Origin of the sequence: Bradyrhizobium sp. ORS 375 (assembly GCF_000239775.1) — a bacterium.
In the GTDB taxonomy this organism is placed as follows: domain Bacteria; phylum Pseudomonadota; class Alphaproteobacteria; order Rhizobiales; family Xanthobacteraceae; genus Bradyrhizobium.
Genome location: NZ_CAFI01000074.1, coordinates 1 through 24,841, shown reverse-complemented (window position 1 = coordinate 24,841; position 24,841 = coordinate 1). Strand labels below are relative to the sequence as shown.

The 24,841-nt window shown below is 66.0% G+C and carries 23 protein-coding genes; 14 read left to right on the top strand and 9 right to left on the bottom strand.

Features of this window, described 5'->3' with window-relative positions:
• The first annotated feature begins 79 nt into the window (after positions 1–79).
• The 7 genes from BRAO375_RS06570 (at position 80) to BRAO375_RS06540 (ending at position 6,703) form a co-directional block, all read left to right on the top strand.
• Positions 80–1,066, top strand: coding sequence for a threonine dehydratase (locus tag BRAO375_RS06570; protein ID WP_009026679.1), 987 nt, complete (start codon positions 80–82; stop codon positions 1,064–1,066).
• Between the two features lie 133 nt (positions 1,067–1,199).
• Entirely contained in the window at positions 1,200–1,742 is a 543-nt protein-coding gene (gene ilvN / locus BRAO375_RS06565; protein WP_009026677.1) for an acetolactate synthase small subunit, read from the top strand.
• A 3-nt stretch (positions 1,743–1,745) separates the two neighbouring features.
• Positions 1,746–2,435: a class I SAM-dependent methyltransferase gene (locus tag BRAO375_RS06560; RefSeq protein WP_009026676.1), complete on the top strand. Its 690-nt coding sequence runs from the start codon at positions 1,746–1,748 to the stop codon at positions 2,433–2,435.
• A gap of 236 nt (positions 2,436–2,671) precedes the next feature.
• Positions 2,672–3,274, top strand: a complete 603-nt coding sequence (locus BRAO375_RS06555) for a LysE family translocator (RefSeq protein ID WP_009026675.1) — start codon at positions 2,672–2,674, stop codon at positions 3,272–3,274.
• A gap of 150 nt (positions 3,275–3,424) precedes the next feature.
• Positions 3,425–4,444, top strand: a complete 1,020-nt coding sequence (ilvC, locus tag BRAO375_RS06550; RefSeq protein ID WP_009026674.1) for a ketol-acid reductoisomerase — start codon at positions 3,425–3,427, stop codon at positions 4,442–4,444.
• A 746-nt stretch (positions 4,445–5,190) separates the two neighbouring features.
• A complete protein-coding gene (locus tag BRAO375_RS06545; protein ID WP_201767530.1) occupies positions 5,191–6,078 on the top strand; it encodes a hypothetical protein in 888 nt (295 codons plus the stop codon).
• A gap of 52 nt (positions 6,079–6,130) precedes the next feature.
• On the top strand, positions 6,131–6,703 hold the full coding sequence (locus BRAO375_RS06540; RefSeq protein WP_009026672.1) for a M15 family metallopeptidase: 573 nt from the start codon (positions 6,131–6,133) through the stop codon (positions 6,701–6,703).
• Positions 6,704–6,966: 263 nt separating this feature from the next.
• Here the strand turns inward: BRAO375_RS06540 and BRAO375_RS06535 are convergent, their stop codons facing one another.
• Positions 6,967–7,542: a hypothetical protein gene (locus tag BRAO375_RS06535; RefSeq protein ID WP_009026671.1), complete on the bottom strand. Its 576-nt coding sequence runs from the start codon at positions 7,540–7,542 to the stop codon at positions 6,967–6,969.
• Positions 7,543–7,946: 404 nt separating this feature from the next.
• Here BRAO375_RS06535 and BRAO375_RS06530 point away from each other — a divergent pair, with 404 nt between their 5' ends.
• Positions 7,947–9,899 (top strand): sulfatase-like hydrolase/transferase, encoded by a 1,953-nt coding sequence (locus BRAO375_RS06530; protein WP_009026670.1) that lies wholly within the window; start codon positions 7,947–7,949, stop codon positions 9,897–9,899.
• Between the two features lie 273 nt (positions 9,900–10,172).
• Here the strand turns inward: BRAO375_RS06530 and BRAO375_RS06525 are convergent, their stop codons facing one another.
• The gene (locus BRAO375_RS06525) at positions 10,173–11,285 is read right to left on the bottom strand and encodes a DUF2336 domain-containing protein (protein ID WP_009026669.1); all 1,113 of its coding nucleotides are present in this window, start codon (positions 11,283–11,285) and stop codon (positions 10,173–10,175) included.
• A 546-nt stretch (positions 11,286–11,831) separates the two neighbouring features.
• Between BRAO375_RS06525 and BRAO375_RS06520 the strand changes: the two genes are divergently transcribed.
• Both BRAO375_RS06520 and BRAO375_RS06515 read left to right on the top strand, forming a co-directional pair.
• On the top strand, positions 11,832–12,689 hold the full coding sequence (locus BRAO375_RS06520; protein WP_009026668.1) for an SDR family oxidoreductase: 858 nt from the start codon (positions 11,832–11,834) through the stop codon (positions 12,687–12,689).
• Positions 12,689–12,976 carry a hypothetical protein gene (locus BRAO375_RS06515; RefSeq protein ID WP_009026667.1) on the top strand — a complete coding sequence of 96 codons (288 nt, stop codon included), beginning with the start codon at positions 12,689–12,691 and terminating at the stop codon, positions 12,974–12,976. Before BRAO375_RS06520 ends, BRAO375_RS06515 begins: the two co-directional genes overlap by 1 nt.
• Here the strand turns inward: BRAO375_RS06515 and BRAO375_RS06510 are convergent.
• Complete coding sequence (locus tag BRAO375_RS06510) at positions 12,973–13,593, bottom strand: ferric reductase-like transmembrane domain-containing protein (protein ID WP_009026666.1); 621 nt, start codon at positions 13,591–13,593, stop codon at positions 12,973–12,975. The two genes, BRAO375_RS06515 and BRAO375_RS06510, sit on opposite strands and share 4 nt — an antisense overlap.
• Positions 13,594–13,845: 252 nt before the next feature.
• Here BRAO375_RS06510 and BRAO375_RS06505 point away from each other — a divergent pair, with 252 nt between their 5' ends.
• Complete coding sequence (locus tag BRAO375_RS06505) at positions 13,846–14,418, top strand: TetR/AcrR family transcriptional regulator (protein WP_009026665.1); 573 nt, start codon at positions 13,846–13,848, stop codon at positions 14,416–14,418.
• A 34-nt stretch (positions 14,419–14,452) separates the two neighbouring features.
• On the opposite strand, the gene BRAO375_RS06500 is transcribed toward BRAO375_RS06505, so the two are convergent.
• Both BRAO375_RS06500 and BRAO375_RS06495 read right to left on the bottom strand, forming a co-directional pair.
• A complete protein-coding gene (locus BRAO375_RS06500; RefSeq protein WP_009026664.1) occupies positions 14,453–15,094 on the bottom strand; it encodes a response regulator in 642 nt (213 codons plus the stop codon).
• Entirely contained in the window at positions 15,091–16,500 is a 1,410-nt protein-coding gene (locus BRAO375_RS06495) for a sensor histidine kinase (RefSeq protein ID WP_009026663.1), read from the bottom strand. Before BRAO375_RS06495 ends, BRAO375_RS06500 begins: the two co-directional genes overlap by 4 nt.
• A gap of 192 nt (positions 16,501–16,692) precedes the next feature.
• Between BRAO375_RS06495 and BRAO375_RS06490 the strand changes: the two genes are divergently transcribed.
• The 3 genes from BRAO375_RS06490 to BRAO375_RS06480 all read left to right on the top strand — a co-directional run bounded on the left by BRAO375_RS06490 (position 16,693) and on the right by BRAO375_RS06480 (position 20,332).
• Positions 16,693–17,634: a DUF2380 domain-containing protein gene (locus BRAO375_RS06490; RefSeq protein WP_009026662.1), complete on the top strand. Its 942-nt coding sequence runs from the start codon at positions 16,693–16,695 to the stop codon at positions 17,632–17,634.
• Positions 17,635–17,868: 234 nt separating this feature from the next.
• Positions 17,869–18,450 (top strand): DUF3592 domain-containing protein, encoded by a 582-nt coding sequence (locus BRAO375_RS06485; protein WP_009026661.1) that lies wholly within the window; start codon positions 17,869–17,871, stop codon positions 18,448–18,450.
• 172 nt (positions 18,451–18,622) lie between these two features.
• Complete coding sequence (locus tag BRAO375_RS06480) at positions 18,623–20,332, top strand: sulfatase-like hydrolase/transferase (protein ID WP_035639278.1); 1,710 nt, start codon at positions 18,623–18,625, stop codon at positions 20,330–20,332.
• A gap of 49 nt (positions 20,333–20,381) precedes the next feature.
• Here BRAO375_RS06480 and BRAO375_RS06475 read toward each other — a convergent pair whose 3' ends face one another.
• The 4 genes from BRAO375_RS06475 to BRAO375_RS06460 form a co-directional block, all read right to left on the bottom strand.
• Complete coding sequence (locus tag BRAO375_RS06475) at positions 20,382–21,605, bottom strand: ABC transporter substrate-binding protein (protein WP_009026659.1); 1,224 nt, start codon at positions 21,603–21,605, stop codon at positions 20,382–20,384.
• A 35-nt stretch (positions 21,606–21,640) separates the two neighbouring features.
• Positions 21,641–22,627 (bottom strand): Bug family tripartite tricarboxylate transporter substrate binding protein, encoded by a 987-nt coding sequence (locus BRAO375_RS06470; protein ID WP_009026658.1) that lies wholly within the window; start codon positions 22,625–22,627, stop codon positions 21,641–21,643.
• Between the two features lie 85 nt (positions 22,628–22,712).
• A complete protein-coding gene (locus BRAO375_RS06465; RefSeq protein ID WP_009026657.1) occupies positions 22,713–23,909 on the bottom strand; it encodes a CaiB/BaiF CoA transferase family protein in 1,197 nt (398 codons plus the stop codon).
• A gap of 15 nt (positions 23,910–23,924) precedes the next feature.
• A complete protein-coding gene (locus tag BRAO375_RS06460; RefSeq protein ID WP_009026656.1) occupies positions 23,925–24,803 on the bottom strand; it encodes an IclR family transcriptional regulator in 879 nt (292 codons plus the stop codon).
• Positions 24,804–24,841 lie beyond the last annotated feature (38 nt).

Below are 24,841 nucleotides of genomic sequence, written 5' to 3'. Positions count from 1 at the left end.
CCCTCTCCCCGTAAGGACGGGGAGAGGGGGCGCAGCGCGGCGCTCGCGGCTGCAAGCTCGACAAACAATGAGCAGTCCCATGTTCACCCTCGCTGAGCTCGAAGCCGCCCACGCCATCGTCGGCACTGCCGTGCCGGTTACGGCGGCGCATGCGTGGCCGTTGCTGGCGCAGCGGCTGGGGACACATGTCGTCGTCAAGCACGAGAACCACACGCCGGCCGGCGCCTTCAAGGTGCGTGGGGGCCTGGTCTATGTCGACAATCTCAAGCGCACGCAGCCGGATGTCCGTGGCCTGATCACCGCGACGCGCGGCAATCACGGCCAGAGCGTCGCCTTCGCCGGCCGCCGCAACGGCCTGCCGGTGACGATCTACGTGCCACGCGGCAACTCGCTCGAGAAGAACCGCGCGATGGCGGCGTTCGGGGCCGAGCTGATCGAACATGGCAGCGACTTTCAGGAATCGCGCGAGGAGGCCGCCCGCCACGCCGCGCGCGACGGCCTGCACATGGTGCCGTCGTTCCATCCCGATCTCGTCCGCGGCGTCGCCACCTACGCGCTGGAACTGTTGCGTTCAGCGCCCGATCTCGACGTGCTCTACGTCTCGATCGGGCAGGGCTCCGGCATCTGCGGATGCATCCTGGCGCGCGACCTGCTCGGCCTGAAGACCGAGATCGTCGGCGTGCAGTCGATGGGAGCGCCGTCCTACGCGTTGTCGTTCGCGGCCCGCACCGTCGTCACGACCAACAGCGCCGACACGCATGCCGACGGGCTCGCGACGCGCAGCCCGGATGCCGATGCGCTCGCGATCATCCTGAAGGGCGCCTCGCGCATCGTGCAGGTCAGCGACGCCGAGATCGCCGAGGCCGTCCGCATCCTCTGGACCGACACCCATAATCTCGCCGAAGGCGCCGGCGCGGCTTCGCTCGCGGCCGCATTGCAGGAGAAGCGCAAGCTGGCTGGCAAGCGCGTCGGCCTGGTGCTGACCGGCGGCAACATCGATCTCGACCTGTTCAGGCGCTGGGTGATGCCGGCGGCCACCGAGCCAGAAAAAGCGGGGGCTGCATGAAGGCACCCAGCTTACCACAAACACCGCCGTCATGCCCGGGCTTGACCCGGGCATCCACGAGCCGCGCGCGACGCTCGACGTGGATGGCCGGGACAAGCCCGGCCATGACGACTGAAATCCGATGGGGACACCAATGAACCAGCCAGCCTCAGCCTATTTTCTCGAAGACCGTCACGATCCGAACGAGACGCACACGCTGTCCGTCCTCGTGCAGAACGAGCCCGGCGTGCTCGCGCGCGTCATCGGCCTGTTCTCCGGGCGCGGCTACAACATCGAGAGCCTCACCGTCTCCGAGACCGAGAGCCAGAAGCATCTCTCGCGCATCACCATCGTCACGACGGGCACGCCGATGGTGATCCAGCAGATCAAGCATCAGCTCGACCGCATGATTCCGGTCTACCGCGTGGTCGACATGACCTTGACCAAGCGGGCGATCGAGCGCGAGCTGGCGATGGTCAAGGTCCGCGGCATCGGCGAGCCCAGAGTCGAGGCGCTGCGGCTGGCCGATGCGTTCCGCGCCCGCGTCATCGACGCGACGACCGAGAGCTTCGTGTTCGAGATCACAGGCAACACCGACAAGATCAATCAATTTATCGATCTGATGCGCCCGCTCGGCCTGGTGGAAGTCGCCAGGACGGGCGTGGCGGCGATCGGGCGGGGACCGGAGGGGATGTGAGTCATGCTGGCGCGCGACTGGTACTACAACGAACGCAACCGGATCGGGCTCGATCATGCCGTGGCCTCGATCTACGGCTCGGGGGATGATGCCGACGAGCGCGCGCGCGCCGCGTTGAAGATGCTCGGCGTCAAGCCGGGCTGGCGGGTGGCGGACATCGGCTGCGGCAACGGCGTGCTGGCGACGGAAGCGGCGCTCATGGGTGCGGTCGTCGATGCCATCGACATCTCGCCGGCGATGCTGGCGCTCACCAGGATCTACACCCGCGACCGTCGCACCGCCGTGCGGCCGATGTCGGCGGGCCTGCTGTCGTTCGCCTATGAGCCCAACTCCTATGACCTGATCGCCAGCGAGTTCACGCTGCATCATCTGCCGGATTTCTGGAAGGCGGTGGCGCTGGCGCGGATCTTCGCGGCGCTGAAGCCGGGCGCGCAGTTCTTCCTGCGCGACATCGTCTATGTCTCGATGCCCGACGGCGCCGAGCGCTCGGTCGAGCAGTGGGCCGATTTCAACATCAAGAACCACGACCTCTCCCGCGACAGCGTCATCACCCACATGCGCGACGAGAACTCCACCTTCGCCTGGGTGATGGAGCGCATGCTGGCCGAGGTCGGCTTCGTGACGGTGTCCGCGGACTACCACGCCCCGATGCACGCGACCTACGTGCTGCAGAAGCCGGCGGGGCAGGGCTGAAGCGAGCGGTGTTGATGTTCGAGCGAAATGGTGAGGTGGCCCCGCTGCCACCCTCCCCTGGAGGGGGAGGGTCGATCGCGCATGCAATGCGCGATCGGGGTGGGATGGGCCCCACCCACAGCTCGCGCGCGGAGAGATCACCCCACCCCGGTTCACATCGCGGCTTCGCGCGATGTGAACCGACCCTCCCCCTCCAGGGGAGGGTGAAGAGTCCCCGTATCGCGGGAGCATCGTAGATGTCCCAGCAGCTCCTCATCGCCTTCGTCACCTTCGCCTTCGTGATGGCGTTCACGCCCGGGCCGAACAACATCATGCTGCTGTCGTCAGGCGTGACCTACGGCTTCCGCCGCACGGTGCCGCACATGATGGGCGTCAGCTTCGGCTTCGCGTTCATGGTCGGCGCCGTCGGCTTCGGCCTGGCGACGGTGTTCATCCGCTATCCCGTGCTGCAGGACGCGCTGAAATATCTCGGCGCCGCCTATCTGATCTACCTCGCGATCGCCATCGCCTTCTCCGGATCGGCCAAGCCGGACGAGCAAACCTCGCGCGGCCCGATGTCGTTCTGGGGAGCGGCGCTGTTTCAATGGGTGAACGCCAAGGGCTGGGTGATGGTGCTCAGCACCATCACCGCCTATGCCGCGATCGCGCGCTTTCCCGCCAATGTTGCGCTGCAGGTCGCCATCAGCTTCGTGATGGCGGTGGCCTCGACCATCACCTGGACGCTGTTCGGCACCGCGCTGCGGCCGCTGCTCAGCTCCGAGCGCGCGGTGCGCGGCTTCAACATCGTGATGGCGGTGCTGCTCTTGGCCTCGCTCTATCCCGTCTTCATGGACGCATGAGAGGGGCCGCCGCCATGCGAGATCGGGGTTTCCATATCAGCCCAAAATGCTCTAGACACGGGCCGGATTTCGTCCGGGCGCAGCCGCCCGTGCCTCACCCAAGCGTCTGACTTTTCAGCCAATTCCGGCCATCTCAAAGAGGAAACGACAATGCGTGTCTACTACGATCGCGACGCCGATCTGAACCTGATCAAGGGCAAGAAGGTCGTCATCGTCGGCTACGGCAGCCAGGGCCACGCCCATGCGCTGAACCTGAAGGATTCCGGCGTCAAGGACGTCGCCATCGCGCTGCGCAAGGGCTCGGCCTCGGCCAAGAAGGCCGAAGGCGCCGGCTTCAAGGTGATGGAAGTCGCCGAGGCGGCCAAGTGGGCCGACCTCGTGATGATGCTGACCCCGGACGAGCTGCAGGGCGACATCTACCGCGAGCACCTGCACGACAACATGAAGCAGGGCGCCGCCCTCGTCTTCGCGCACGGCCTCAACGTCCACTTCAACCTGCTCGACCCGCGCGCCGACCTCGACGTGCTGATGATCGCGCCGAAGGGCCCCGGCCACACTGTCCGCTCCGAGTACCAGCGCGGCGGCGGCGTGCCCTGCCTGATCGCGATCGCCAAGGATTCCTCGGGCAACGCCCATGACCTCGGCCTGTCCTACGCCTCGGCGATCGGCGGCGGCCGCGCCGGCATCATCGAGACCACCTTCAAGGAAGAGTGCGAGACCGATTTGTTCGGCGAGCAGGCGGTGCTGTGCGGCGGCCTGGTCGAGCTGATCAAGGCCGGCTACGAGACCCTGACCGAGGCCGGCTACGCCCCGGAGATGGCCTATTTCGAGTGCCTCCACGAGGTGAAGCTGATCGTCGACCTGATCTATGAAGGCGGCATCGCCAACATGAACTACTCGATCTCCAACACCGCGGAGTACGGCGAGTACGTCACCGGCCCGCGCATCATCACCCCCGAGACCAAGGCGGAGATGAAGCGCGTGCTCGACGACATCCAGTCCGGCCGCTTCGCGCGCGACTGGATGCTGGAGAACAAGGTCAACCAGTCCTCGTTCAAGGCCACCCGCGCCCGCCTCGCCCAGCACCCGATCGAGGAGGTCGGCGCCCGCCTGCGCGACATGATGCCCTGGATCAAGAAGGGCGCGCTGGTCGACAAGACCAAGAACTGAGCTGGTCCCGATCAGACCATCATCGAGACATCGACGGCAAACGGCGGGCTGAGGCCCGCCGTTTGTGTTTCAATTGCCGGCTGCTGTCACCGTGGTCGGGCAGCCTTCCAGGGGGGACGCGAAAGCGTTCTTCAGACGTCTCCGCCGGGACTGATGACGAGACCATCGCGAGGCAGGCCACCACTGCGACCTCCTGCCTGCCTTCGGCCCCCAAGGATACAGGCGCGGTCTGCTATTCTGTTGTTGTAATTTTCCGACGGTTGACGAATATAATGACTTACTCAACCTTCGGTTGAGCATTGCCGTTTGAACGCGTCTGCTGGTTTATTTTGTTTCGGACTACTTCGGCCCTCGCTGGTTGGGCCGTCTTTTTGACCTCGTAAGATCGATTTCTTGAGGTATTTGAATGGGGGCCGTACTCGCTGACTCACCCGCCGTGATGCTGTGTTGCACGGGCGAAGCTTCCGCGCGCAATCCGCGCGATGACACGGCTGCCGCCATCGCGCATGATCAGCCATCGCCAAAGAAGACGGCCAAGTTCGGTCAGCATCTTGGATTGATGAGCTTTCGATCAAGGCGGCATCGGTCGCGCGCGTGTCGACACGAATTGCGCTGCCGCGGCTTCGGCGTTCCCGGCGTGAATGGCTTCCTGGCGTTCGTCCCAATCATGCGATGTGAACGCCCGCTGATTGAGACAGGCTCTGTCAGTTGCCTGTCCGTCAACGCAGCCTCACCCGGTGAGCTTGTTGCAGGTCGAATGGAGAAAAATGATGGCTGGTTCGTCGAAAGCCTTTCGCAAGCATGGAACATACGTTTATGAGGTGCCGGCTACCATCGCGCGATACGGGACGACCGCGCTCACCATCGAAGCAATGAAAGAGGCTCAAATGAGCCACGCCTGGGTGCGGATTCATGCGCAAGGCCCGTATCCGACGAACGAGAAAAGGAGCATTGCTGCATTCATCGACGCGCTGAAGAAGGCTGATATCGCCGTTGCGGGATGGGGGTGGTGTCAGGGGAGCGATGCGACCGCCGACGCGAAGCTCGCAGTCAAGGAATTGAAATCGTTCGGTCTCTCAGACTATGTGGCGGACATTGAGCATGGTGTCCACGGCGCGAATTGGGAATTGTCCGAGATAACCAACTTCTGCACTCGCGTGCGCGCTGGAGTCAGCGGCAGCTTCGGAATCACGACCTTCCCCTTGATTGACTGGCATGAGCCAGAGCTCATGACAGCCGCACTGTCGATCGTGGACATGTTCAATCCTCAGATCTACTGGCACCATTTTCCTAACAAGAAGATGGTCACGCAGTTCAAACGCAGTGGCGGCGCCGCGTATCGCCAGAATCAGGCGCCTGAGTATGTCGATCTTTGCCTCGACCGGTGGACTAAGTTGATGGGCGGTGTCCAAAAGGACATCGTGGTCACTGGTCAGGCCTACTGGGGAGAAGGCGTCCCGCCATTTTCCCAGCAGGCTGCTGAAGACAAGCTCGACGAATTCCTCCCCGGTTGGTCGGGGTATGGCCGCATCATCGGCATGAACTGGTGGCATTTCGGGGGTGGCAGCTCGATGAGCCATCGGATGCGCAACAGTATCAACAAGGCCGGCTTGGGCAACAAGAAATACGGATAGGCAATCGGGTTGGTGATCGCAGCATTCGCCACAGCCTCAAGGATGATTCAGCATGACCGACTATCTCGACCTGATTCCCAAACCTAAGGCGTCGACTGTCAATCTGGGTCTCTCCTCGCCGAAACTTTCCACCCTCCGCAGCATATTGGGCGAGCCCCGCCCTGATTATACCGGTTCTTGTCAGCCGATTACCGGGTCCTTCAAGAAGCGCATCGTGACTAGGTCCGTCGGCCCTTTCAAGTGCACGGGTTTCGACGTGGCGGTCGCCTCGCTTGCCGACATCATGCTTGCCGTGCGCAAAGAAGTGCCGGATCTCTACGCGATCCTGGGGACTGCGGGCATGGCGTGCGCCCGCAAGGTGAAGATCAAGCAGAAAGATGGATCGATCAAGCTTGGAAAGAATCCATCAAATCATTCCTGGGGGCTGGCAGTCGATATCACGTTGAAGGGCGCGCTCGATGAGCAGGGGGACGACAAGTGCTATCGCGGATTGCTGATCCTCTCGCGCTACTTCAATGCAGCCGGTTGGTACTGGGGGGTCACGTTTCCAACCGAAGATGGAATGCACTTCGAGGTCGCCGAGAGTACGTTGAGGCGGTGGAAGAAGGACGGGATGCTGGACTGACCAAACAACTCGACAACGGTGCAGGTCGCCAAGGCACATCCTCAGATCTGGGCATGCCGGCCATCCACCCAGCGCCAGGTGGGGCTCCTCGGGTCTGCTTACGGTCGAGGTACCGGAATCACCTACCCATACCTCATCTCATCGACCTCTCCCGTCAGGAGGGGTTTCTTTCCAAAGCGGCCGATCAGCCTTCATGTCAATCGAAGTTGAAAACGGCGGGCCGAGGCCCGGCATCTTTGTTTTGTCGGTGACCGCAGGTTCGGTCAGGATGCCGCGCGGCGAGAGAGCAGCGGTGTCAGCAGGCGAACGATCTCGCTGACGGCGACCAGGCCGACCAGCCAGGCGGCGCTGGTGAGGCCGAGGCGGGCGACGATCGGCGGCGTGAAGCTCGCGGTGCCGCCGAGTGCGGGTGTGGCGGCGAGCAGTAGCAGCTCATAGGCCGCGTATGCGCCGAGCAGGGCGGCAGCGAAGGCGAGCGGAGCACGGCTTGCGCGCAAGGCCTGCAGGACGACGCGGGCCGCGACGGTGGCGACCTGTGCCGCAGCGCCGATCACGACGCTCCAGGCCAGCGTATTGGAATCGACCGGGTAGTGCAGGGCGCCGAAGCCGATGCCCTGGTTGACCAGCCAGGCGCCGAGCATCACCGACAGTGCCGCCCGCAGTGGCAGCAGGATGGACGCGATCACTGCGAAGGCCGCGAACGGCGTCGCGCAGGCAAACACGAAGCTCGCCAGCGCACAGGCGCCGATGAGCAGCACGAAGCAGAAGGCCACTGCATGGCGCGGCGGAACGGGCGCGAGGCGGGCCTCGGAACGGGAGCCTGGATCGTCAACAACCATGAGACATCTCCTGTTGCTCTCATTTTAATCGATCTGCGAGACCACTGTCAGCCGCCTCGCACGATGCGGAGGCTGCCCTGGCCGTCCAAGTCGTGCGGTGAACGCGGGGCGCGCGGACGCGCGGAGCCTTCGCCGCGGCAAATCGGCTTCGGCGGCGCAGACGGGTCAAGTCCGGCCACGGTGCAAAAAACTGGGAGCGTTCCTGCTGCAATCGGCTCATGTCTTCGCATGCAGCCCTGTTCCCAACGGAAGGACTGGGGTGCACGAGGGGCGACAACCCACCCAAATTTCCACAATGGAAAACCACCTGAGATTGTGATCGGCTTCATACGTCTCCCTTGCGTGCTTGGGAGAGAAGGCGTCGTCGCCGGGTAGACCCGGAGATCGCCGATTGGGAGCCCGCCATGACTCGTCCGAACATTCTGCTCGTCACCTGCGATCAGTATCGCTTCCCGCGTTTCTCCTATGGTGCCGATCACGGCTTCGCCGAGCCGTTGAAGCGCATCCTCGGCTTCAGCGCGGACATCGGTCACGAAAACCCTTACGCGAAGTTCTTCCCGGGCCTGCTGCGGCTGCGCCGCAACGCGGTGCTGCTGCGCAATCACACCATCGCCGCCAGCGCCTGCACGCCGAGCCGGGCCACCATCTATACCGGCCAATACGGCACCAGGACCGGCGTCACCCAGACCGACGGCCTGTTCAAGAACGGCGACTCGCCGAACTTTCCATGGCTCGCCGCCGACGGCATCCCCACCCTCGGCAACTGGATGCGCGAGGCCGGCTATGCCACGCATTATTTCGGCAAGTGGCACGTCAGTAATCCGCCGGACCATTCGCTGGAGCGCTACGGCTTCGACAATTGGGAGCAGTCCTATCCCGAGCCGCATGGCGCGCAGACCAACAATCTTGGCCTCTATCGCGACGCCGGCTTCACCGATTCCGTCTGCGCCTTCATCCGCCGCCACGCGCTGGCGCTGAACTACAATCGCGTCGTGGCCGAAGCCGATGCGCGCGATCCGGATGCGACGCCGCCCGACGGGTCGGATATCAAGCCGTGGTTCGCCGTCGCCTCCTTCGTCAATCCGCACGACATCGCGACCTATCCGGCGGTGATCAGCCAGGCGTTGCCGTCGCCGGACCAGTCCGGCAAGCAGCAATCGCTGTTCGGGCCGCTGACCGTGCCGCTGGAAGGGCAGGGCACGCCGCCGCCGGTCGCCGGCAGCGCGGTGGTCCCGCTCAATCCGCTCGACTTCCCGCAGGACTGCGCCAACGCGCCGCCGACGATGAACGAGAGCCTCGACGGCAAGCCGTCGTGCCAGCACGACTACGCCTACAAGATGGGTTTGGCGCTCGCGTCCAAGACCGGCTACAACGTGCTGTCGGGCAAGGACAAGGGCGACTCCGAAGCTGCCGTCGCGCTGGCGCTGCGCAGCTCGATCCCGTTCCAGCTCACCGACCATCCCGACGAGGCCTGCCGCAAGTTCATCCAGCTCTACGCCTGGCTGCACGCAGTGGTCGATTCCCACATCGACCAGGTGCTGCAGACCCTGGAAGAGACCGGGCAGGCGGCGAACACCATCGTGATCTTCCTCAGCGACCACGGCGAATACGCCGCCGCGCACGGCATGATGATGGAGAAGTGGCACGCCGCCTATCAGGAGGCGCTGCACGTGCCCGTGGTGGTGCAGTTTCCGCCCGACGGGCAGGACAAGAAACTGCGGGCCAGCGATGCGCTGACCAGCCACATCGACATGCTGCCGACGGTGCTGGGCCTCGCCGGCGTGACGGCCACGGAGCGCGAGGAGATCGCGCGAAAGCTGTCCGAGAGCCGGCCGGTGCCGGCGCTGCGCGGCGTCGATCTCAGCCCGCTGCTGCGCGGCGAGACCGATGTCGTGATCGAGCCCGACGGCCAGCCGCGCCGGGGCGTGCTGTTCATCACCGACGACGAGATCACCGAGCCGCTGCCGCCGGAGAACAACGCCCATAACCGGCAGTCATCGGCCGAGTTCGACCTCTACAACAAGGTCGTCGCCGCGGTGCGCGAGGGGCGCCATGGCAAGGGGCCGGTGAGGACCATCACGCCTGGCCCGGTGCGGCAGCCCAACCACGTCCGCTGCGTGCGCACCCGGGAGTACAAGCTGTCGCGCTATTTCGATCCCGCCGGCAAGGTCGCGCAGCAATGGGAGATGTACGACCTCACCCACGATCCCAACGAGGTCATCAGCCTCGTCCAGGTCGATGGCACGCCGCCGCGGGCGCGCGAGGCGCTGCCGGCCTGGACCAGTCAGCCGGTGGTACAGAAGGCGGCGGATGAGCTGGCCGCGCTGCTCGCCGCGCTGGAGCGGCGGGATTTGTAGGGCGGTGAGATGGAGTGTCTCTTGGTTCGGGCCTTCGTTTGAGAGGCCCGGCCGCCCGCAACACCCAGAGCTGTCGTCCCTGCGCACGCAGGGACCCATAACCACCGGCGGCTGTGTTGCGGGGGACGGCGACCCAGACCTTCTCCGCCAACTCACATCACGCTGTATGGGTCCCCGCGTGCGCGGGGACGACAGCGGAGTGGGAGGATACAGCGGAGTGTGAGGATGCGCAGCGGGCCCACGCAGAGCCGGCTTGGCCTCGTCAGCGCCCGCTCACTTCTCGACCTTGTTGTGCACCATCCAGAACCGCAGCGTGCGCTGGGCGGTGTCGAGCGACAGGCGGCTGTAGTCGCGTTCGGCGAGCTTGAGGGTGTCGCTGTCGATGGCGTGCTTGATCGGGCGGTGAGTCAGGATCTTGGCCACCACCGACCAGGACAACCCCGCCGCGCGGCAGGGGATCAGGACGATGTCGGTGCGCGGGCCTTCCAGCACCTTGGCCATCATCTCGGTCGGCACGTTGTTGAGCAGCCCGAGGGCGGCGGCGACCTCGCCGAAGCGGCGGGTCTCGGCGAAGAAGCCGATGGCGGAATCGTTCAGCTCGTTCAAGCCCTTCATCCGCTTGACGGCCTCTTCCGCCAGCGAGAAGTCGCGGCCGATCAGGCCGCCGTCGCTGCGCGCGACGTCCGCGATGGCCTTGAGGACCTTCTTGATCTCCTGCTGCAGCGCCGGCGGCGCCGAGGCCATCAGCTTGGTGCGCACGGAATCGGTGGCGCGGCGCAAGAGGTCGCGCAGGTGCTTGGTGGGCAGGTCGACGCGCAGGCCGATGATCTCGGTCAGCTCGTCGTCATCCTCGGCATGCGCCATCATCCCCGAATAGCCGGTCTCGGAGAAGCGCGCGGTCTGGTTGTTGGCGAGCTTGCGGATGACGCGGATCTCACCGCGGTCGACGATGATGTCGGTGACGGCCTCGGTCAGATGCGGCCGGCTCGAGATCGCCATCAGGTGGTCCTGGCCCTTGGTCGCGGCGACCTCGACCAGCGTGTGCTCGGTCAGTCGGGTCGAGTGCATCAGCACGTCCTTGGCGACCGAGATCTCGTCGTCGCGGGCGAGCTGCTGGATGACATCGATCGGCGCGAAGTCGACCGGGGCGAGATGCTTGCTGAGCTCGGCGCGCGCGCGGGTCTCGACTCGGGAGACGAGCATGCAGAGCACGTTGTCGAACACCTTGATCTGGTCCTCGCTGAGGCGTTCGCCGTCATGCAGGAACAGGTTGGTGACCTGGCGCAGCGTGTTGACGCGTTTCTCCGACGAGCCGCTGCGGACGGCATCCTCGAGCTCGGTGATGATCGATTGTTCTGAAGGCGGAAGCTGTTCTGGCTGATGCACGTTGGCGCTCGTCTGGTCCGGATGTCCGGAGCGGCAGCGATGCGCGTCGGGTCCGCTGCAGAGCTCTCGGCGGCCCAAGTTTTCGGTATGGGCGATAACAATGTGTTAGGGGAGAAGGGCGTAGTACTCCGGAGAAACACGGATACGGAAAATTAAGACGACGCGTGTAGGGCTCGGAGACGCGGGGAACCAGGCTTTCGCCGGTTCTGCGGGATTTTTGCCGGATGCTGCTCCCACCACGGGCTCGGGAAGTTGCAGAGAGCCGGCGGATGTGAGCGAAAGGTTAATGATCTCATAAGGTCATCTGCCGTTCTTCATCCAGTTTGCTCGCTGGCGTCGATGTCACGTCAGCTGTCATCATCTCAACAATCGAAATTTAAACCACATTCTTGCCGCAGACCCGCACGGGCGGCAGCGGTGCCGGCCCGGTGCGCCCGCGATGCGCCGCTCCGAGCATGGAACGGACACGGGTTGAGGCAGCAAATCAGCACCAGCATTCCGTCGCATCCCGTGCGATAAGCGAAGCGCAACTCTCTGAGGTCGCCCATGAAATCCGTCGTCGTCACAGGAGCGTCCACCGGCATCGGTTACGCCTGTTCGAAGCTCATGCTCACACGCGGCTTCCGCGTGTTCGGGAGCGTTCGCAAGCGTGAGGATGCGGAACGGCTGCGCAGTGAGCTCGGTCCCGATTTCACGCCGCTGCTGTTCGACGTGACCGATGAAGCGGCGGTGAAGGCTTCGGCCGGCGAGGTACGGGCCGCTCTGAACGGCGAGGCGCTTGCGGGCCTGGTCAACAATGCGGGCATCGCCGTCGCCGGGCCGGTGACGGAGCTGCCGATCGCGCAGTTTCGCCATCAGATGGAGGTCAACGTCATCGGTCCGGTCATCGCCACCCAGGCGTTCGCGCCGCTGCTCGGGGCTGACCCGAAGATGACGGGTCCGCGGGGACGGATCGTGATGATCAGCTCGGTGGCGGGCCGCAACGGCAATCCGCTGATGGCGCCTTATTCGACCTCCAAGCACGCGGTCGAAGGTCTCTCCGAGAGCCTGCGCCGCGAGCTGATGCTGTTCGGCATCGACGTCGTGATCATCGCTCCCGGAGCGGTGAAGACGCCGATCTGGGCCAAGGCCGAGGAGGTCGACCTCTCGCCGTATCAGAGCTCGCCGTTCTTCCCGGCGCTGCAACGCATCCGGGGCTTCATGCTGCATCTCGGCAAGACCGGGCTGCCGGCCGAGACCATCGCCGAGCGGGTGCACGAGGCGCTGACCGCGCCGGCACCGAAAGTGCGCTACGAGCTCGCGCCCGATCCGCTGCGCCAGTGGATCGTCCGGATGCTGCCCAAGCGGACCGTCGACCGCATCATCGCCAAGCGGCTCGGGCTGTTGCCGGTCACCAAGGTCTGATGGCGGTGGTCACGACGAGCGGCAAGACCCAGGCGGAGCTCACCCGCCTGGTCGAGGACGCGATCCGTGCCGAGCCGGGCTGCGACACGGCGCGCGTGCCTGCGGTGCAGGCGCTCGACGTCCGCATAGGCCGCAATTGGGAGATCCCGCACGTCGTCCTCGGCGACAGCCTGATCAGCGACGTCGACCGCGCCGTCATGAGCGTGCAGCGCCGGCTGGGTCGGGAGTTTCACCTGATGCCGGAGGTCGAGCCCTCCGGCAGCGCGACGGCCGCCCATCGAGACTAGCCGCTCTGGACCGCGTGCGGCTTGCGGGCCGCCATGGCGGTCAGACGCAACGCCAGCACCGCGAGGGGCAGGACCAGGAACAGGCTGTACAACGGCATGGCCGGCACCCGCATGCCGAACGACACCATGAACTGCGCCAGGAGATAATAGCCGCCGGCGAGATGCAGGGCGCGCCAGGCGGGGGGCCCGAGCAGCGATTGCGCACGATCGAACGATGTGACGGCCATCACGGCAATCGCCAGATAGCCCAGCCCTCCGAACAGGAAGGACGCGCGGCTGGTCGCGGCTGCGAATCCGTCCGGGTCCATCGTGGCGAACAGCGCGATGCCGATCGCGTGGATGACGTGTGAGACGACAAAGGCCAAGCCGAGCTCGCGGCGGTTGCGGCGTTGCCACCGGCTCCAGAGATTGGGCGACAGGCTGAACAGCGCTCCCGCTGAGAACGCCAGGCAGAACAGCACGAGCGACGATCGCGCCGTGAAGCGGATCACCATCCTGACGCCGTCGACATCGAAATCGCGCGCGGCCGCCAGCCCGATGCTCGCGGTCAGCAGCAGCAGACACAGCGTGGCCAGCAGGCGAAATCCTTCGAACCAAGTCCCACGCATAAGGGGCATGCGAGCCTCCGTTGATGTAATCATCGATTACATTGAGGTCGGCATGCCTTGCAATAATGTAATCGTCGATTACATTCACGATCGGGTGAGAGCGGCGCGCTGGCTCTCCGTCCAGCCACCACTGTCGGCACATCTGTTGAGGGGGATCTCATTCCCGGACCGTCGAAGAGCAGGACCGCGCGAAACAGGCCGCAGCGGCGGGCACGATCGTCGCCCGAGAGCCCCTATCATCATGGCGACCTGCGGCGCGCTTTGGTCGAAGCCGCGCTCGCGCTGGCGGCAGATGGCGGTCCGGTTGCCGTGAGCGTCCGCGAGGCGGCGCGCCGTGCCGGCGTGTCGCCGGGGGCGCCGTTCCGGCATTTCGCCAGCCGCGACGCACTGCTCGCGGCCGCCGCGGCGGAAGCTCAGCGGCGCTTCCGGTCCGAGATCGATGTTGCGCTGTCCGCTTGTCCCGGAGATGCGCCGCTCCTGCGGTTTCGCGCGCTCGGCCTTGCCTATGTCAGGTGGGCTGTCCGCAACCCCGCCCATTTCGAGATCATCTCGACGGCATCGCTGTTCGACCATGATGCATCGGGCGCCGTGTCGGACGACAATGCCGAGGTGATCACGATGACCGAGCGCCTGCTGGCCGAAGCGGCCGCACGGGACGAGCTGGGGAATGTCGACCTCAAGGCGGTGCAGATCGCCGGCCGCGCCTTGGTCTACGGTCTGGCGCGCATGAAGATCGACGGGCATCTGCCGCGATGGGGCGTCGCGCCCGATGAGATGGAGCGCATGGCTGAACGGGCGATCGATGTGTTCGTCGACGGCATCAGCCGCCGCTGAGGCTGTCCGCGACCCACAGGCGATGCGGGTGCGGTCAGGTCAGCAGGCCCTGGCGCAGCGCCAGCCGCACCAGTTCGATGTCGGTGGCAACGCCGAGCTTGTCCTTGATCAGCGAGTGCAGATTGGCGACGGTCTTGGGGCTGAGATGCAGTGCCGCGGCGATCTCCTCGGTGCTGCGCTCGGCCAGCAGCATCTGCATGACCTCGAACTCGCGCGCGGTCAGCACGTCGGCGGCCGCCCGCTCGCCGGATAGCCGGCTGAGCGCGAGCTCGTGATCGATGTCGGGGCTGATCGCGATCTGGCCGGCGAGCACCTCGGCAACCGCCCTGATCAGCGCGTCCGGCGGGCTGCTCTTGGTGACGTAGCCGCGCGCCCCGGCACGGATCGCCTGCACGGCAAACCCGGCATTCTCGTGCATCGTGAACACCAGGATCCGCGCGTCGCGGTCCCATTGCCGGATGCGGCGGATGCCCTCGATGCCGCCGACGCCCGGCATGGTGAGGTCCATGATGACGAGATCGGGCCTGACCTCCTTGAACAGCCGGTAGGCTTCGGCGCCGTCGGCGGCCTCGGCGACCACGCGCAGGCCGGGCTGCTTGTGCAGCATCGCGCGATAGCCCTCACGGACCACGGCATGGTCGTCGACCAGCATGATGGTGCCGGCCGGCGCGGTCATGCCGCGCGCTCCGTGGCCGTCTCGCTCTGCGGCGAGGCCACGAGCGGGATCACGATTCGGAGCTGCGAGCCGCCCTGCGCACCTGCCGCAAAGCTCATTTCGCCTCCGAGGGACAAAGCGCGTTCGCGCATGCCGAGCAGGCCGAAGCCCGATCGGCTGCCGGCCTCGTTGGCCGTGCCATCATCCCCGACCTCCAGCGTCATCGTAGAGGCGCCATGGCCCGGAGTCGGCCCGAGCGCGAGCTGCAGCTGCACGCGCGTGGCACCGGCATGCTTCACGGCGTTGGTCAAGGCCTCCTGGGCGATGCGATAGATGTGGGTCGCGACCCCGTCGGGCACGCGGTCGATTCCGTCCGACAGGCGGATCTCGAACCGGGGCAGGCCGTGCTGCCGTCTGTTCCAGCCGGCGATGAGACCTTCGAGGCTTGCCGCCAGGCCGAGCTCGTCGATGTCAGGCGGCCGCAACCGCACCAGCGTTCCGCGCAGCGTCTCCATCATCCGGGTTGCGGTGAGCGCGATGGTGTCGCATTCGCCCACCACGTCCGGGCAATCGCGCGCGGCGCTGTGGCGGACCGAGGCTGCGAGTGCGCGGATGGCCGCCAGCGACTGGCCGAACTCGTCGTGCAGCTCGCGCGCGAGATGACGGCGCTCATCGTCCTCGAGCGCGATCAGGCGCCTGGTCAAGTCGCTGCGCTCGGCAAGCGCCGTCTGCAGTCCGTCGGCGAGCTGGTTGAAGGCGTCGCGGATCGCCGAGAGCTCGGCGAGGTCGAAGGGCGGCAGCCGTGCCGAGAGATCCCGCGCCGCGATGCGCTCGAGCCCGGCACGGATCAGGCGGGTCGGACGCAGCGCGCGCGCCATCGCGGCATGGGCCAGCACGCACAGCAGCAGCAGCGCCGTGCCGAGCACCGGCAGCAGCCGGCTCAGCTCACGCCAGGCATCGGCCGTCATCACGTCCGCCGTGAGCCAGGCCAGCGCCTCGCCGGTCTGGCGGTCGCGAAACTGCACCGGTTGAGTCGCGGCGCGGCTCGGATCGAACAGCCACGCATACACCGAAGCGAACGCCGCGGGGGGATGCTCGGCCAGGGCTTCGGCGCCACTGCAGATGCGTTGCTGAACCGCGCCGTCGATGGTGCGATAGGCGATGCACAGGCCGGGCACCATGGCAGCCGCCGCCACCGCATCGAGCTCCGGAAAGCCGGCCGGAGGGCTGTTGACCCAGTGCAGCTTGTTCTGCTGCAGCTGCAGCGTTCGGGCGGTGATCTCGGCGATGCGCTGATTGCGCACATGCGCGGTGTGGTCGATATCGAACAGGACGTAGGCGCAGATTGCCGCGAAGCACAACGCGGAGACCAGGCCTATCCGCAAGGTCAGGCGGTATTTGAGATCCCAGCGGGGCAAGGTCCACATCCCGACGTCTCGTGCAGGCCATGATGGCCGGGCCATGGACCATCTAACGGCAGAACCGGCAGCGCCGAAAGCGTGGCTGCCCGTTCGGCGCGACGTCGTGAAATTTTCCCGTTGCGCGTCGGGACTGCCTCCGGTTCGGCTGCGGGCCGGCCCATCTATCGCTGTTGCTCCGCAACGTCCTGGGGGAGTCCCATGTCAGCTCTTCGCGCCATCGGCTGGTTCATTCTCTGTGCCTCGCTGCTCGCGGCCGGCGAGGTTCGCGCCACCGCCGTCCAAGTCCCGGCCGTGATGGTCGATGATTTCAGCTATCTCGACACGTCGGGCGAGCCGGCCGATCAGACGGCGGCGCATCAGCGGCGGCTCGCGGCGTTCGTCACGGCGCTCCGGCGCGATGTCGCATCCGACCAGCGCCTGCGGCTGGTGAGCCCGTCCTGCGGCGCGTCCTGTCCGGCCCCCGATGCGCCGCCGGCGGCCCGTCTGCAGATGGCGGCCGAGGCGGGCGCCGGCATCGTGATCACCGGCGGGGTGCAGAAGCTGTCGACACTGGTGCAATGGGCGCGCGCCGCGGCGGTGGACGTCACCTCCAACCGGGTGCTGTTCGACAAGCTGTTCACCTTCCGCGGCGACTCCGACGAGGCTTGGCAGCGCGCCGAAGCGTTTGTCTCGCGCCAGGTCCGCGATGCGCTGGCCTTGCCGGAGCCGATCCGGCTGGCGCTGCTGCCGTTCGAGCTCGACGACACCAGCGCCGGCGCCGCGTTGGGGCAGACCGATACCGACCGAAAGGGATTGCAGGATGCGACCGATGCTGTGCGGCAGCTCTTGGCGGAATCCGGCCGTTATCGTCTGATCGACGCGGCGGCCGAGATCGAGCCCGGACGGTCGATCCACGATTGCGATGATTGCGAGGCGCGCGTTGCCCGTGCGCTCGACGCGCAACAATCGCTGCTCGGGATCGTCAGACGGATCGGCCGCACCGAATACATCATCGGCTTCCGCGTTCGCCAAGCCAATACCGGTGCGCTCGTCACCACCGAGGATAGCGGACTGCGCCTCGGTGCAAATGAGTCATGGAGTCGCGGCGCGGTCCGGCTGGTTCGCGAGCGTCTGCTCGACGGGGACGGCGTCAATCGCTGATCACGCGAATCAACCTTTGGCGCGCTCGTCTTTCTTGCATGGAGGGAAGCGATATTGGTGGGCAAGGTGCGATCGTCGCACAAATTGCGACGCGACGAGGACGACACCTAAGCCGCGGAATTGCCGAGGCTATTGGGTCGGCTGCAGGCACGATCCGGTGATTGTGCGGGATTTGATCGTCGTATTTTACCCACGATTGGTTTCTTCGATGCAGCTTCCTGCGGGGGCATCGGAATGTTCGATCATCACTTTGTTGGCGGGACCGCTCACTACGACATCGCATTGCTGTTCATGACCGCCGCAGCAAAGGCGCCGCACCGCCGCGCATCGCGAGCGCCGGCGCGGCTCGCCACCGGCCTCGCGGCGGTTCTGCTTGCGACCGCGATCGCCTTGGCGATGTACGTCACCTGGCTCGAAATGCCGGGGTTGCGGACCGAAGGCCGGGTCGTCTCGATCAGGGTGGACGGCTACGACCCGGACCGGGAGCCGACCTATTATCCGGTGATCGAGTTCGCGACCGCGTCCGGGGCGCTGGTGCGGTTCGAGGATTTCGGCGGCAGCTCCCCGCGCTATCGTGTCGGCGACCCGGTCATGGTGCGCTATCGCGGCGAGGACGCCTCGCGCTTTGCGATCGTGGACCGCGAGCGCGGCTCCAACCTGCTGCTGCCGCTGCTGCCGCTCTGCGGTGCGATGTGGTTCGGCTGGCCCTTTCTCCGGCGCATTCCGCAGCGTCTCAGGGCGAGGAGATCCGGCCGTTCTTCACCCCAGGGCATGCGCGGAGCGGTGCGGCCGCAACGGCGGATGATGAACGTTTGACAACGGCCGCAGCCAGGCCGCTCGCATCGTGCCGCGACGCGGGATGCGCGCAGCGCTCCGGGCAAATCCGGACTGTTGTTATTTGTGACGATTTCATTACGGTCGCATGACAGGATCGGTGTCCTCGATCGTCGGCATGCGCCGGCGAAGGGCATCTCCTTTCGATCGCCAGATGTCACTGAGTCCGAATCTCGACCCCATCCCGACGCTTACCGCGGCCAGTGCGACGCGCTCGAACATGGCGCGGCTGTCGGCCGTCGCCGCGCCGCACGTGGCCGCGCTGGCGCTGATGCTGCACACCGAGACCGATTTCGGCTCCCGGCTCGGCTTCCTGCTGGCGTGGGGAATCCTGAACGGATTCTGGCTGGTGCTGCTGCGGCGGCCGGCGGTATCGGGCGCGCTGGCGCTGACCATGGTCGTGGTGCTGGTGCTGCTGTCGCAGCTCAAGCATGCCGTGGTCCAGATGACCGCGAATTTCGTCGACGTGATGCTGATCGACCACGACAGCGCGGCGTTCCTGTTCACGATCTTTCCGAGCCTGAAGCTGTCGGTGCTGGTGGCCGCGGCTGTCGTGCTGCCGCTGATGGGCCTGTTGTGGTGGGCCGATCCGTTCCGCGTCGCGCGGCTGCCGGCGCTGGCGGGCAAGCTCGCCTGCCTCGCGGCGCTGACGCTGTATTCGCTCAACTGGCGCGACGAGGCGTGGCGCGGCTATTACGACGACGGCTATCTCTCTAAATTCGCGCGCTCCGGCGTGACCGCGGTGTCGGATTTTCTCAGCAACGGCTTCATGGAATCCGACGCCACGGCCGATCGCAAGCTGGCGGCCTTCGTCCCGGATTCCTGCCATCCCGCCGGCCGGCGCCCGAACATCGTGCTGATCCATGACGAGTCGAGCTTCGACATCCGTTCGGCTGATGGCATCAAGGTGCCGGATGGCTATGGCAGCCACTTCAAGTCGTTTGACGGCAAGGCGCGGCAGTTCATGGCCGAGAGCAATGGCGGGCCGAGCTGGTTCACCGAATACAACGTGCTCGCCGGCCTGTCCTCACGCTCGTTCGGCCGCTTCGCCTATTTCGTGACGCGCATCGCCTCGGGACGCGTCGAGCGCGGCCTGCCGCTGGCGCTGCGCAATTGCGGCTACGACACGGTGTCGCTCTATCCCGCGCATGGCGCCTTCATGAGCGCGCGCAGCTTCCAGACCACCGTCGGCGTCGACCGCTTCCTCGACGCGCGCGACCTCGGCGCCAAGGGCGTCGAGCCCGACGGATTCTTCTACGACGCCGCGCTCGATTTGATGCAGCAGCGCAAGCCGGGCAAGCCGCTGTTCATGTTCGTCTATCTCGCGGCCAACCATTTCCCCTGGGAGACGACGTTCCGGCCCGATCTGACACCGTCCTGGCGCGCACCCGGCAATGGGCCTGCGATCGACGAATATCTGCGCCGCCAGGCGATGAGCGCGTCGGACTATCAGCGCTTCCTAGCCAACCTGAAGAAGCGCTTCGGCGACCAGCCTTTCCTGATCGTGCGCTATGGCGATCACCAGCCGGAATTCTCGCCGCACATCCTCGATCCCAAGCTCGACGAGGCCGGCATCGGCGAGAAGCTCGAGAGCTACGATCCGCGCTACTACCAGACCTATTACGCCATCGACGCCGTCAACTTCGAGCCGCGCCAAAGCGGCGCCGTGATGGACAGGATCGACGCGGCCTATCTGCCGCTGGTCACCCTGGAGGCGGCGGGCATTCCGCTCGATCCGTCCTTCGCCGAGCAGAAGGACATCATGCAGCGCTGCAAGGGCGTGTTCTACGCCTGCGGCGACGGCGCCGAGGCGCGCCGCTTCAACCGCATGCTGATCGACGCCGAGCTGATCCGCGGGCTGTGACCGGCCGACATGGACGCCGGCCGGGCAGGGCGGGTCTCCACCGCCGCAGCTACTCCGCGGCCGCGTCGGTGACGATGCCGCCGATGTTCTGCCAGTGCGCGCCGTCGAACTGGATCATCTGCAGCTGCTTGTTGACCCTATAGTCGGTTGGCGAGGTCGTGATGCTGATGCCCGGCAGCAGCATGCCGAGCTCGACATGGTCGAGATGGGTGGCCTGCTTCAGGACGTTCTCGCGCGTCAGCTCGTCGCCGCACTGCTTCAACACCTGCACCAGCAGCTCGGCCGTGATGTAGCCGTAGACGTTGAAGTTCGAGCCCTTGTCGCCGTCGGGATAATATTTCTCCATGAAGGCGAGATAGCGTTGCACCCCGGGATCGGTCTTGAAGGCCTCCTCGAGCGGGTCCTTGACGTAGCCGACGCTGATCAGGCCCTTCGCATTCTCCACTCCCGCAGGCTTCAGGGTGGCGCCCAGCGAATTGGCGTTGATGTCGACGATGTGGATCGGCTTCCAGCCGAGCTCGGCGACCTTCTTGATGGCCTGCGCCGCCTGCTTGGGGGTGGAGGCGCTGAACAGCAGGTCCGCGCCGGCGTCCTTCAGCTTCAGGATGTGCGAGTCGATCGTCGGCTCGGTGATCTCGTAAGAGGATTCTGCCACGATCATCTTGGCCGCCTTGTCGCCGAGTCCGGCCTTGATGCCGGCGAGATAGTCGCGACCGAGATCGTCGTTCTGGTAGAGCACGCCGATCTTGGCGTCGGGATGGGTCTTCAGAATGTATTGGCCGTAGATGCGGCCCTCGACGACGTAGCTCGGGTTGAAGCCCATCGTCCAAGGGAAATTCTTGGGGTCGGTGAAGCGCGAGGCGCCGGTGGCCGCGAACAGCTGCGGCACCTTCTTCGTGTTGAGATATTTCTGCACCGCGACGTTCGGGGCGGTGCCGATGATCTGGAACGTCAAGAGCACCTCGTCGCTCTCGACCAGCTTGCGCACCTGCTCGACCGTCTTCGGCGGCGAATAGGCGTCGTCATATTGGATCAGGTTGATCTTGCGGCCGTTCACGCCGCCCTGGTCGTTGATCATCTTGATGTAGGCGGCCTGCGCCTTGCCGATGGTGGCATAGGCCGACGCCGGGCCGCTCAGCGGTACCGTCTGGCCGACCTTGATCTCGCTGTCGCTGGCGCCGGTGTCGTACTTCTTCTCGGCGGCGAGCGCCGGTGCCGTCGATGTCAGCGACAGCAAAGCGAGCGCCGCGAGCGCGTTGAGCCTATTCATCATGACGTCCAACTCCCTGACTACTCTTTTTGTGAAACTCAGTCGGCCTTGATGGCGGCGTCGCGGATGACCGCACTCCATGTCTTGGTTTCGTCGGCAATGAACTGGCCGAACGCTGCGGGATCGCGCGGCTGTACGTCGAGCCCTTGCGCGAGCAGCTTCTGCTTCACCTCGGGGGCGGCGAGATCGGCGAGGATCTCGCGCGACAGCCGGTCGACGATGGACTGCGGCGTCGAAGCCGGCGCCATAAAGCCGTACCAGCCCGACGCGACCACGTTCGGCAGGCCCTGCTCGCGCAGCGTCGGCGCCTGCGGATATATCGGGCTCGGCTCGGTGGCGGCGACGCCGAGCACGCGGAACTGACCGGCCTGGATGTAGGGCAGCGCGGTGCTGATCGCGGTCAGCGTCGCGTCGACGCGGCCGGCGAGCAGCTCGGTGTAGGCCATCGAGTCGCCGCGGAAGGGAATGTTGAGACCGGTCACCTTGGCGTCGCGAAACAGCAGCTCGGCCGCAAGATGCGGCTGCGAGCCGGCGCCGGGCGAGGCGAAGGTCAGGCCTTCCGGCTTGGACTTGCCATAGGCGATCAGCTCGGCCAGCGTCTTGAACGGCGCGTTGGCGCTGATCATCAGGAAGATCGGCGCCACGATGGTGCCGGCGACGGGACGCAGGTCCTTGACGGGATCGTAGGTCAGCTTGCCGAACAGCGCTTCGGCGGTGACGTAGGGCGCGGCCGCGTAGAGCAGGGTGTAGCCGTCGGGGGCGGCGCGGGCGACGACGTCGTTGGCGATGCGGCTGCCTGCGCCCGGCTTGTTCTCGATGATGAACTGCTGGCCGAGATGGTGCTCGAACTCGGCAGCGAGGATGCGCAGCGAGATGTCGCTGGCCCCGCCGGCGCCATAGGGGCAGATCAGCCGCACCATGCGCGTCGGCCAGTCACCCTGCGCCCGTGCGCGATCATCGTAGCCGATGGCCAGCGCGGCTCCCGCACCCAGCAGGCCACGGCGCGTCATCCTCGGTTGTCTCATCGCGCGTCTCCCTGTCTCTTGCATCCCGTGCCGGGCTGCGACGGCGCCTTGTTCGCGGCGCCTTGCCGTCATTGCTCGCGCCGCGTCAGATCACCTTGCGGCGGGCGAGATCGTCCATTTCCTGGTCTGATAGTCCGAGCCAGCCCTGGTAGATCGCGCGGTTGTCCTGGCCGACGTCGCCGGCCGTATGGCGCAGCGCCGCGGGATCGTTGCCGAAGCGCGGCACGACGTTCGACATCGCGACCGAGCCGAAATCGCGATCGGGCACGCGCGTGATCATCTCGCGTGCAATGGCCTGCGGATCGGCCGCGATCTGGTCGATGGCGTAGATCGGCGCGATCGTTCCTTTCGCCTCGGTGAAGCGGGCGAGGACCTCATCCAGGTCGTGCGCGGCGCACCAGGCGGCAAAGACCGCGTTGAGCTCGTCGGCATGCCTCACGCGCGAGGCATTGGTGGCGAAGCGCGGATCGTCGATCAGATCAGGGCGACCGATGGCGCGGCAGTTGGCGGCGTAGAGCGCGTTGGTCGAGCCGGCCAACGTCACCCAGCGATGATCGCGGGTGCGATAGACCGCGGCGGGGGCCGAATAGCCGTTGGCATTGCCGATCCGGCTGCGGCTGAAGCCGAGCTGATCGTGCTCGACCGGCAGCACGTCGAGCAGGCGGAAGACGGCCTCAGTCAGCGCAAGGTCGATCTCCTCGCCTGGGGCGTCGGGATCGCGGGCCCGCTTCCACAAGGCCGCGAGCACGCCGAGCGCACCGAACGCGCCGCCGATCGCGTCGCCAATCGGATATCCTGGATGGGTCGGCTCGCCATCCGCTTCGCCGGTGATGTAAGTGAGCCCGCCCATCGCCTCGAAGATGCGGGCGAAGCCTGGCCGGTCCTTATACGGCCCGTCCTGGCCGAAGGCGGTGGCACGCAGGATCACGAGGCGCGGCTGAATCGACCACAGCACCTCCTTTGACAGGCCCCAGCGGTCGAGCGTGCCGGGTCGAAAATTCTCGATCAGCACGTCGAAGCGCGGCAGCAGTCGCTTGAACAACGCCAGCCCATCCGGCGTGCGCAAATCGAGCGTGGCAAAGCTCTTGTTGCGGTTGGCGGTCTTCCACCACAGCGGCTTGCCGTCCTTGAACGGGGGGAACGTGCGGACGCCGTCGCCGTGGCCCGGCATCTCGATTTTCAGAACGTCGGCGCCGTAATCGGCGAGCAGCGTGGCGGCGAACGGTGCGGCGATGATCGTCGCGATGTCGACAACCTGCAAACCTGCGAGCGGTCCGGCCATGGCGCGCTATCCGTCTCAGCCCGCGTCCGCCAGCATGGGCGTGCGTTTGCAGATGGCCGGCTCGGCCTCGCTGATGAGCGCGCGGATGCTGGCAGCGAGCGCGGTGATGCGCGGACCGATCTCGGTCATGAGCTGCCCGGGTTGCAGGCGAAAGGCGGGGATGCCGCAATTGATCGCGAAGGCGCGGCCGGACCCTGCCGCATAGTGCAGCGGCGCTGCCACCGCGTGGATCGCGGGCATGTATTCGCCGACGCAGGCGCAGAAGCCGCGTTCGGCGCATTGCGCAATACCGTCGAAATAGGATGCGGAAAATTCGCTCCATTGCGCGGCATTGCCGGCCGCGAGCTGCGCGTCGAAACGCGCGGCCTCGGCGGGCGGAAGGATCGCTGCCGCTGCCCGCCCCATGGCCGTCGCGAGCACGGTGATCGGCATGCCGACGTCGGGAACATGCGGACCGACGTCGCCGGAGCGCGCCGTCTCGACATAGACGATGGAGCTGCCATCGAGCAGGCCGATCGACACCGTGCCGCGCACGCTCGCGGCGAGATCCTGCATCAGCGGCCGCGCGACCTGGCGGAACGGCATGTCGGCAAGCAGTGGATGGGCCATCCGCAGCGCGCGGATCCCGAGGCGATATTTCGCGAGGGCCTGATCGAAGGAGAGGTAGCCGAGCTCGGTCAGGGTGTGGGTCAGTCGGGCGACGGTCGGCCTCGGAATGCCTGTCCGCACCGAGATGTCCATGTTGCCGAGCACGGCCGATCCCGTCCCGAACGCCTCAAGCACGAACAGGCCCTTGGCCAGTGTTGTGGCAAAGGCGGCGTCGCTGGCGCTGTCGGCCAGCATCATTTCGACGGCGCGGTCGCGGGTGGTCGGGACGGAGCGTGAGGCGGTCATGGACACGAGGATGAATGATGATCCACGAAGAGTCCATA

What these genes read in the sequence shown, in the direction of transcription:
- BRAO375_RS06470 (WP_009026658.1), bottom strand. Translation starts at nt 22,627, where the DNA reads ATGAGACAACCGAGGATGACGCGCCGTGGCCTGCTGGGTGCGGGAGCC.
- BRAO375_RS06510 (WP_009026666.1), bottom strand. Translation starts at nt 13,593, where the DNA reads ATGCCCCTTATGCGTGGGACTTGGTTCGAAGGATTTCGCCTGCTGGCC.
- BRAO375_RS06475 (WP_009026659.1), bottom strand. Translation starts at nt 21,605, where the DNA reads ATGATGAATAGGCTCAACGCGCTCGCGGCGCTCGCTTTGCTGTCGCTG.
- BRAO375_RS06490 (WP_009026662.1), top strand. Translation starts at nt 16,693, where the DNA reads ATGTCAGCTCTTCGCGCCATCGGCTGGTTCATTCTCTGTGCCTCGCTG.
- BRAO375_RS06555 (WP_009026675.1), top strand. Translation starts at nt 2,672, where the DNA reads ATGTCCCAGCAGCTCCTCATCGCCTTCGTCACCTTCGCCTTCGTGATG.
- ilvN (WP_009026677.1), top strand. Translation starts at nt 1,200, where the DNA reads ATGAACCAGCCAGCCTCAGCCTATTTTCTCGAAGACCGTCACGATCCG.
- BRAO375_RS06540 (WP_009026672.1), top strand. Translation starts at nt 6,131, where the DNA reads ATGACCGACTATCTCGACCTGATTCCCAAACCTAAGGCGTCGACTGTC.
- BRAO375_RS06535 (WP_009026671.1), bottom strand. Translation starts at nt 7,542, where the DNA reads ATGGTTGTTGACGATCCAGGCTCCCGTTCCGAGGCCCGCCTCGCGCCC.
- BRAO375_RS06485 (WP_009026661.1), top strand. Translation starts at nt 17,869, where the DNA reads ATGTTCGATCATCACTTTGTTGGCGGGACCGCTCACTACGACATCGCA.
- BRAO375_RS06480 (WP_035639278.1), top strand. Translation starts at nt 18,623, where the DNA reads ATGTCACTGAGTCCGAATCTCGACCCCATCCCGACGCTTACCGCGGCC.
- BRAO375_RS06515 (WP_009026667.1), top strand. Translation starts at nt 12,689, where the DNA reads ATGGCGGTGGTCACGACGAGCGGCAAGACCCAGGCGGAGCTCACCCGC.
- BRAO375_RS06495 (WP_009026663.1), bottom strand. Translation starts at nt 16,500, where the DNA reads ATGTGGACCTTGCCCCGCTGGGATCTCAAATACCGCCTGACCTTGCGG.
- ilvC (WP_009026674.1), top strand. Translation starts at nt 3,425, where the DNA reads ATGCGTGTCTACTACGATCGCGACGCCGATCTGAACCTGATCAAGGGC.
- BRAO375_RS06465 (WP_009026657.1), bottom strand. Translation starts at nt 23,909, where the DNA reads ATGGCCGGACCGCTCGCAGGTTTGCAGGTTGTCGACATCGCGACGATC.
- BRAO375_RS06560 (WP_009026676.1), top strand. Translation starts at nt 1,746, where the DNA reads ATGCTGGCGCGCGACTGGTACTACAACGAACGCAACCGGATCGGGCTC.
- BRAO375_RS06530 (WP_009026670.1), top strand. Translation starts at nt 7,947, where the DNA reads ATGACTCGTCCGAACATTCTGCTCGTCACCTGCGATCAGTATCGCTTC.
- BRAO375_RS06460 (WP_009026656.1), bottom strand. Translation starts at nt 24,803, where the DNA reads ATGACCGCCTCACGCTCCGTCCCGACCACCCGCGACCGCGCCGTCGAA.
- BRAO375_RS06520 (WP_009026668.1), top strand. Translation starts at nt 11,832, where the DNA reads ATGAAATCCGTCGTCGTCACAGGAGCGTCCACCGGCATCGGTTACGCC.
- BRAO375_RS06500 (WP_009026664.1), bottom strand. Translation starts at nt 15,094, where the DNA reads ATGACCGCGCCGGCCGGCACCATCATGCTGGTCGACGACCATGCCGTG.
- BRAO375_RS06570 (WP_009026679.1), top strand. Translation starts at nt 80, where the DNA reads ATGTTCACCCTCGCTGAGCTCGAAGCCGCCCACGCCATCGTCGGCACT.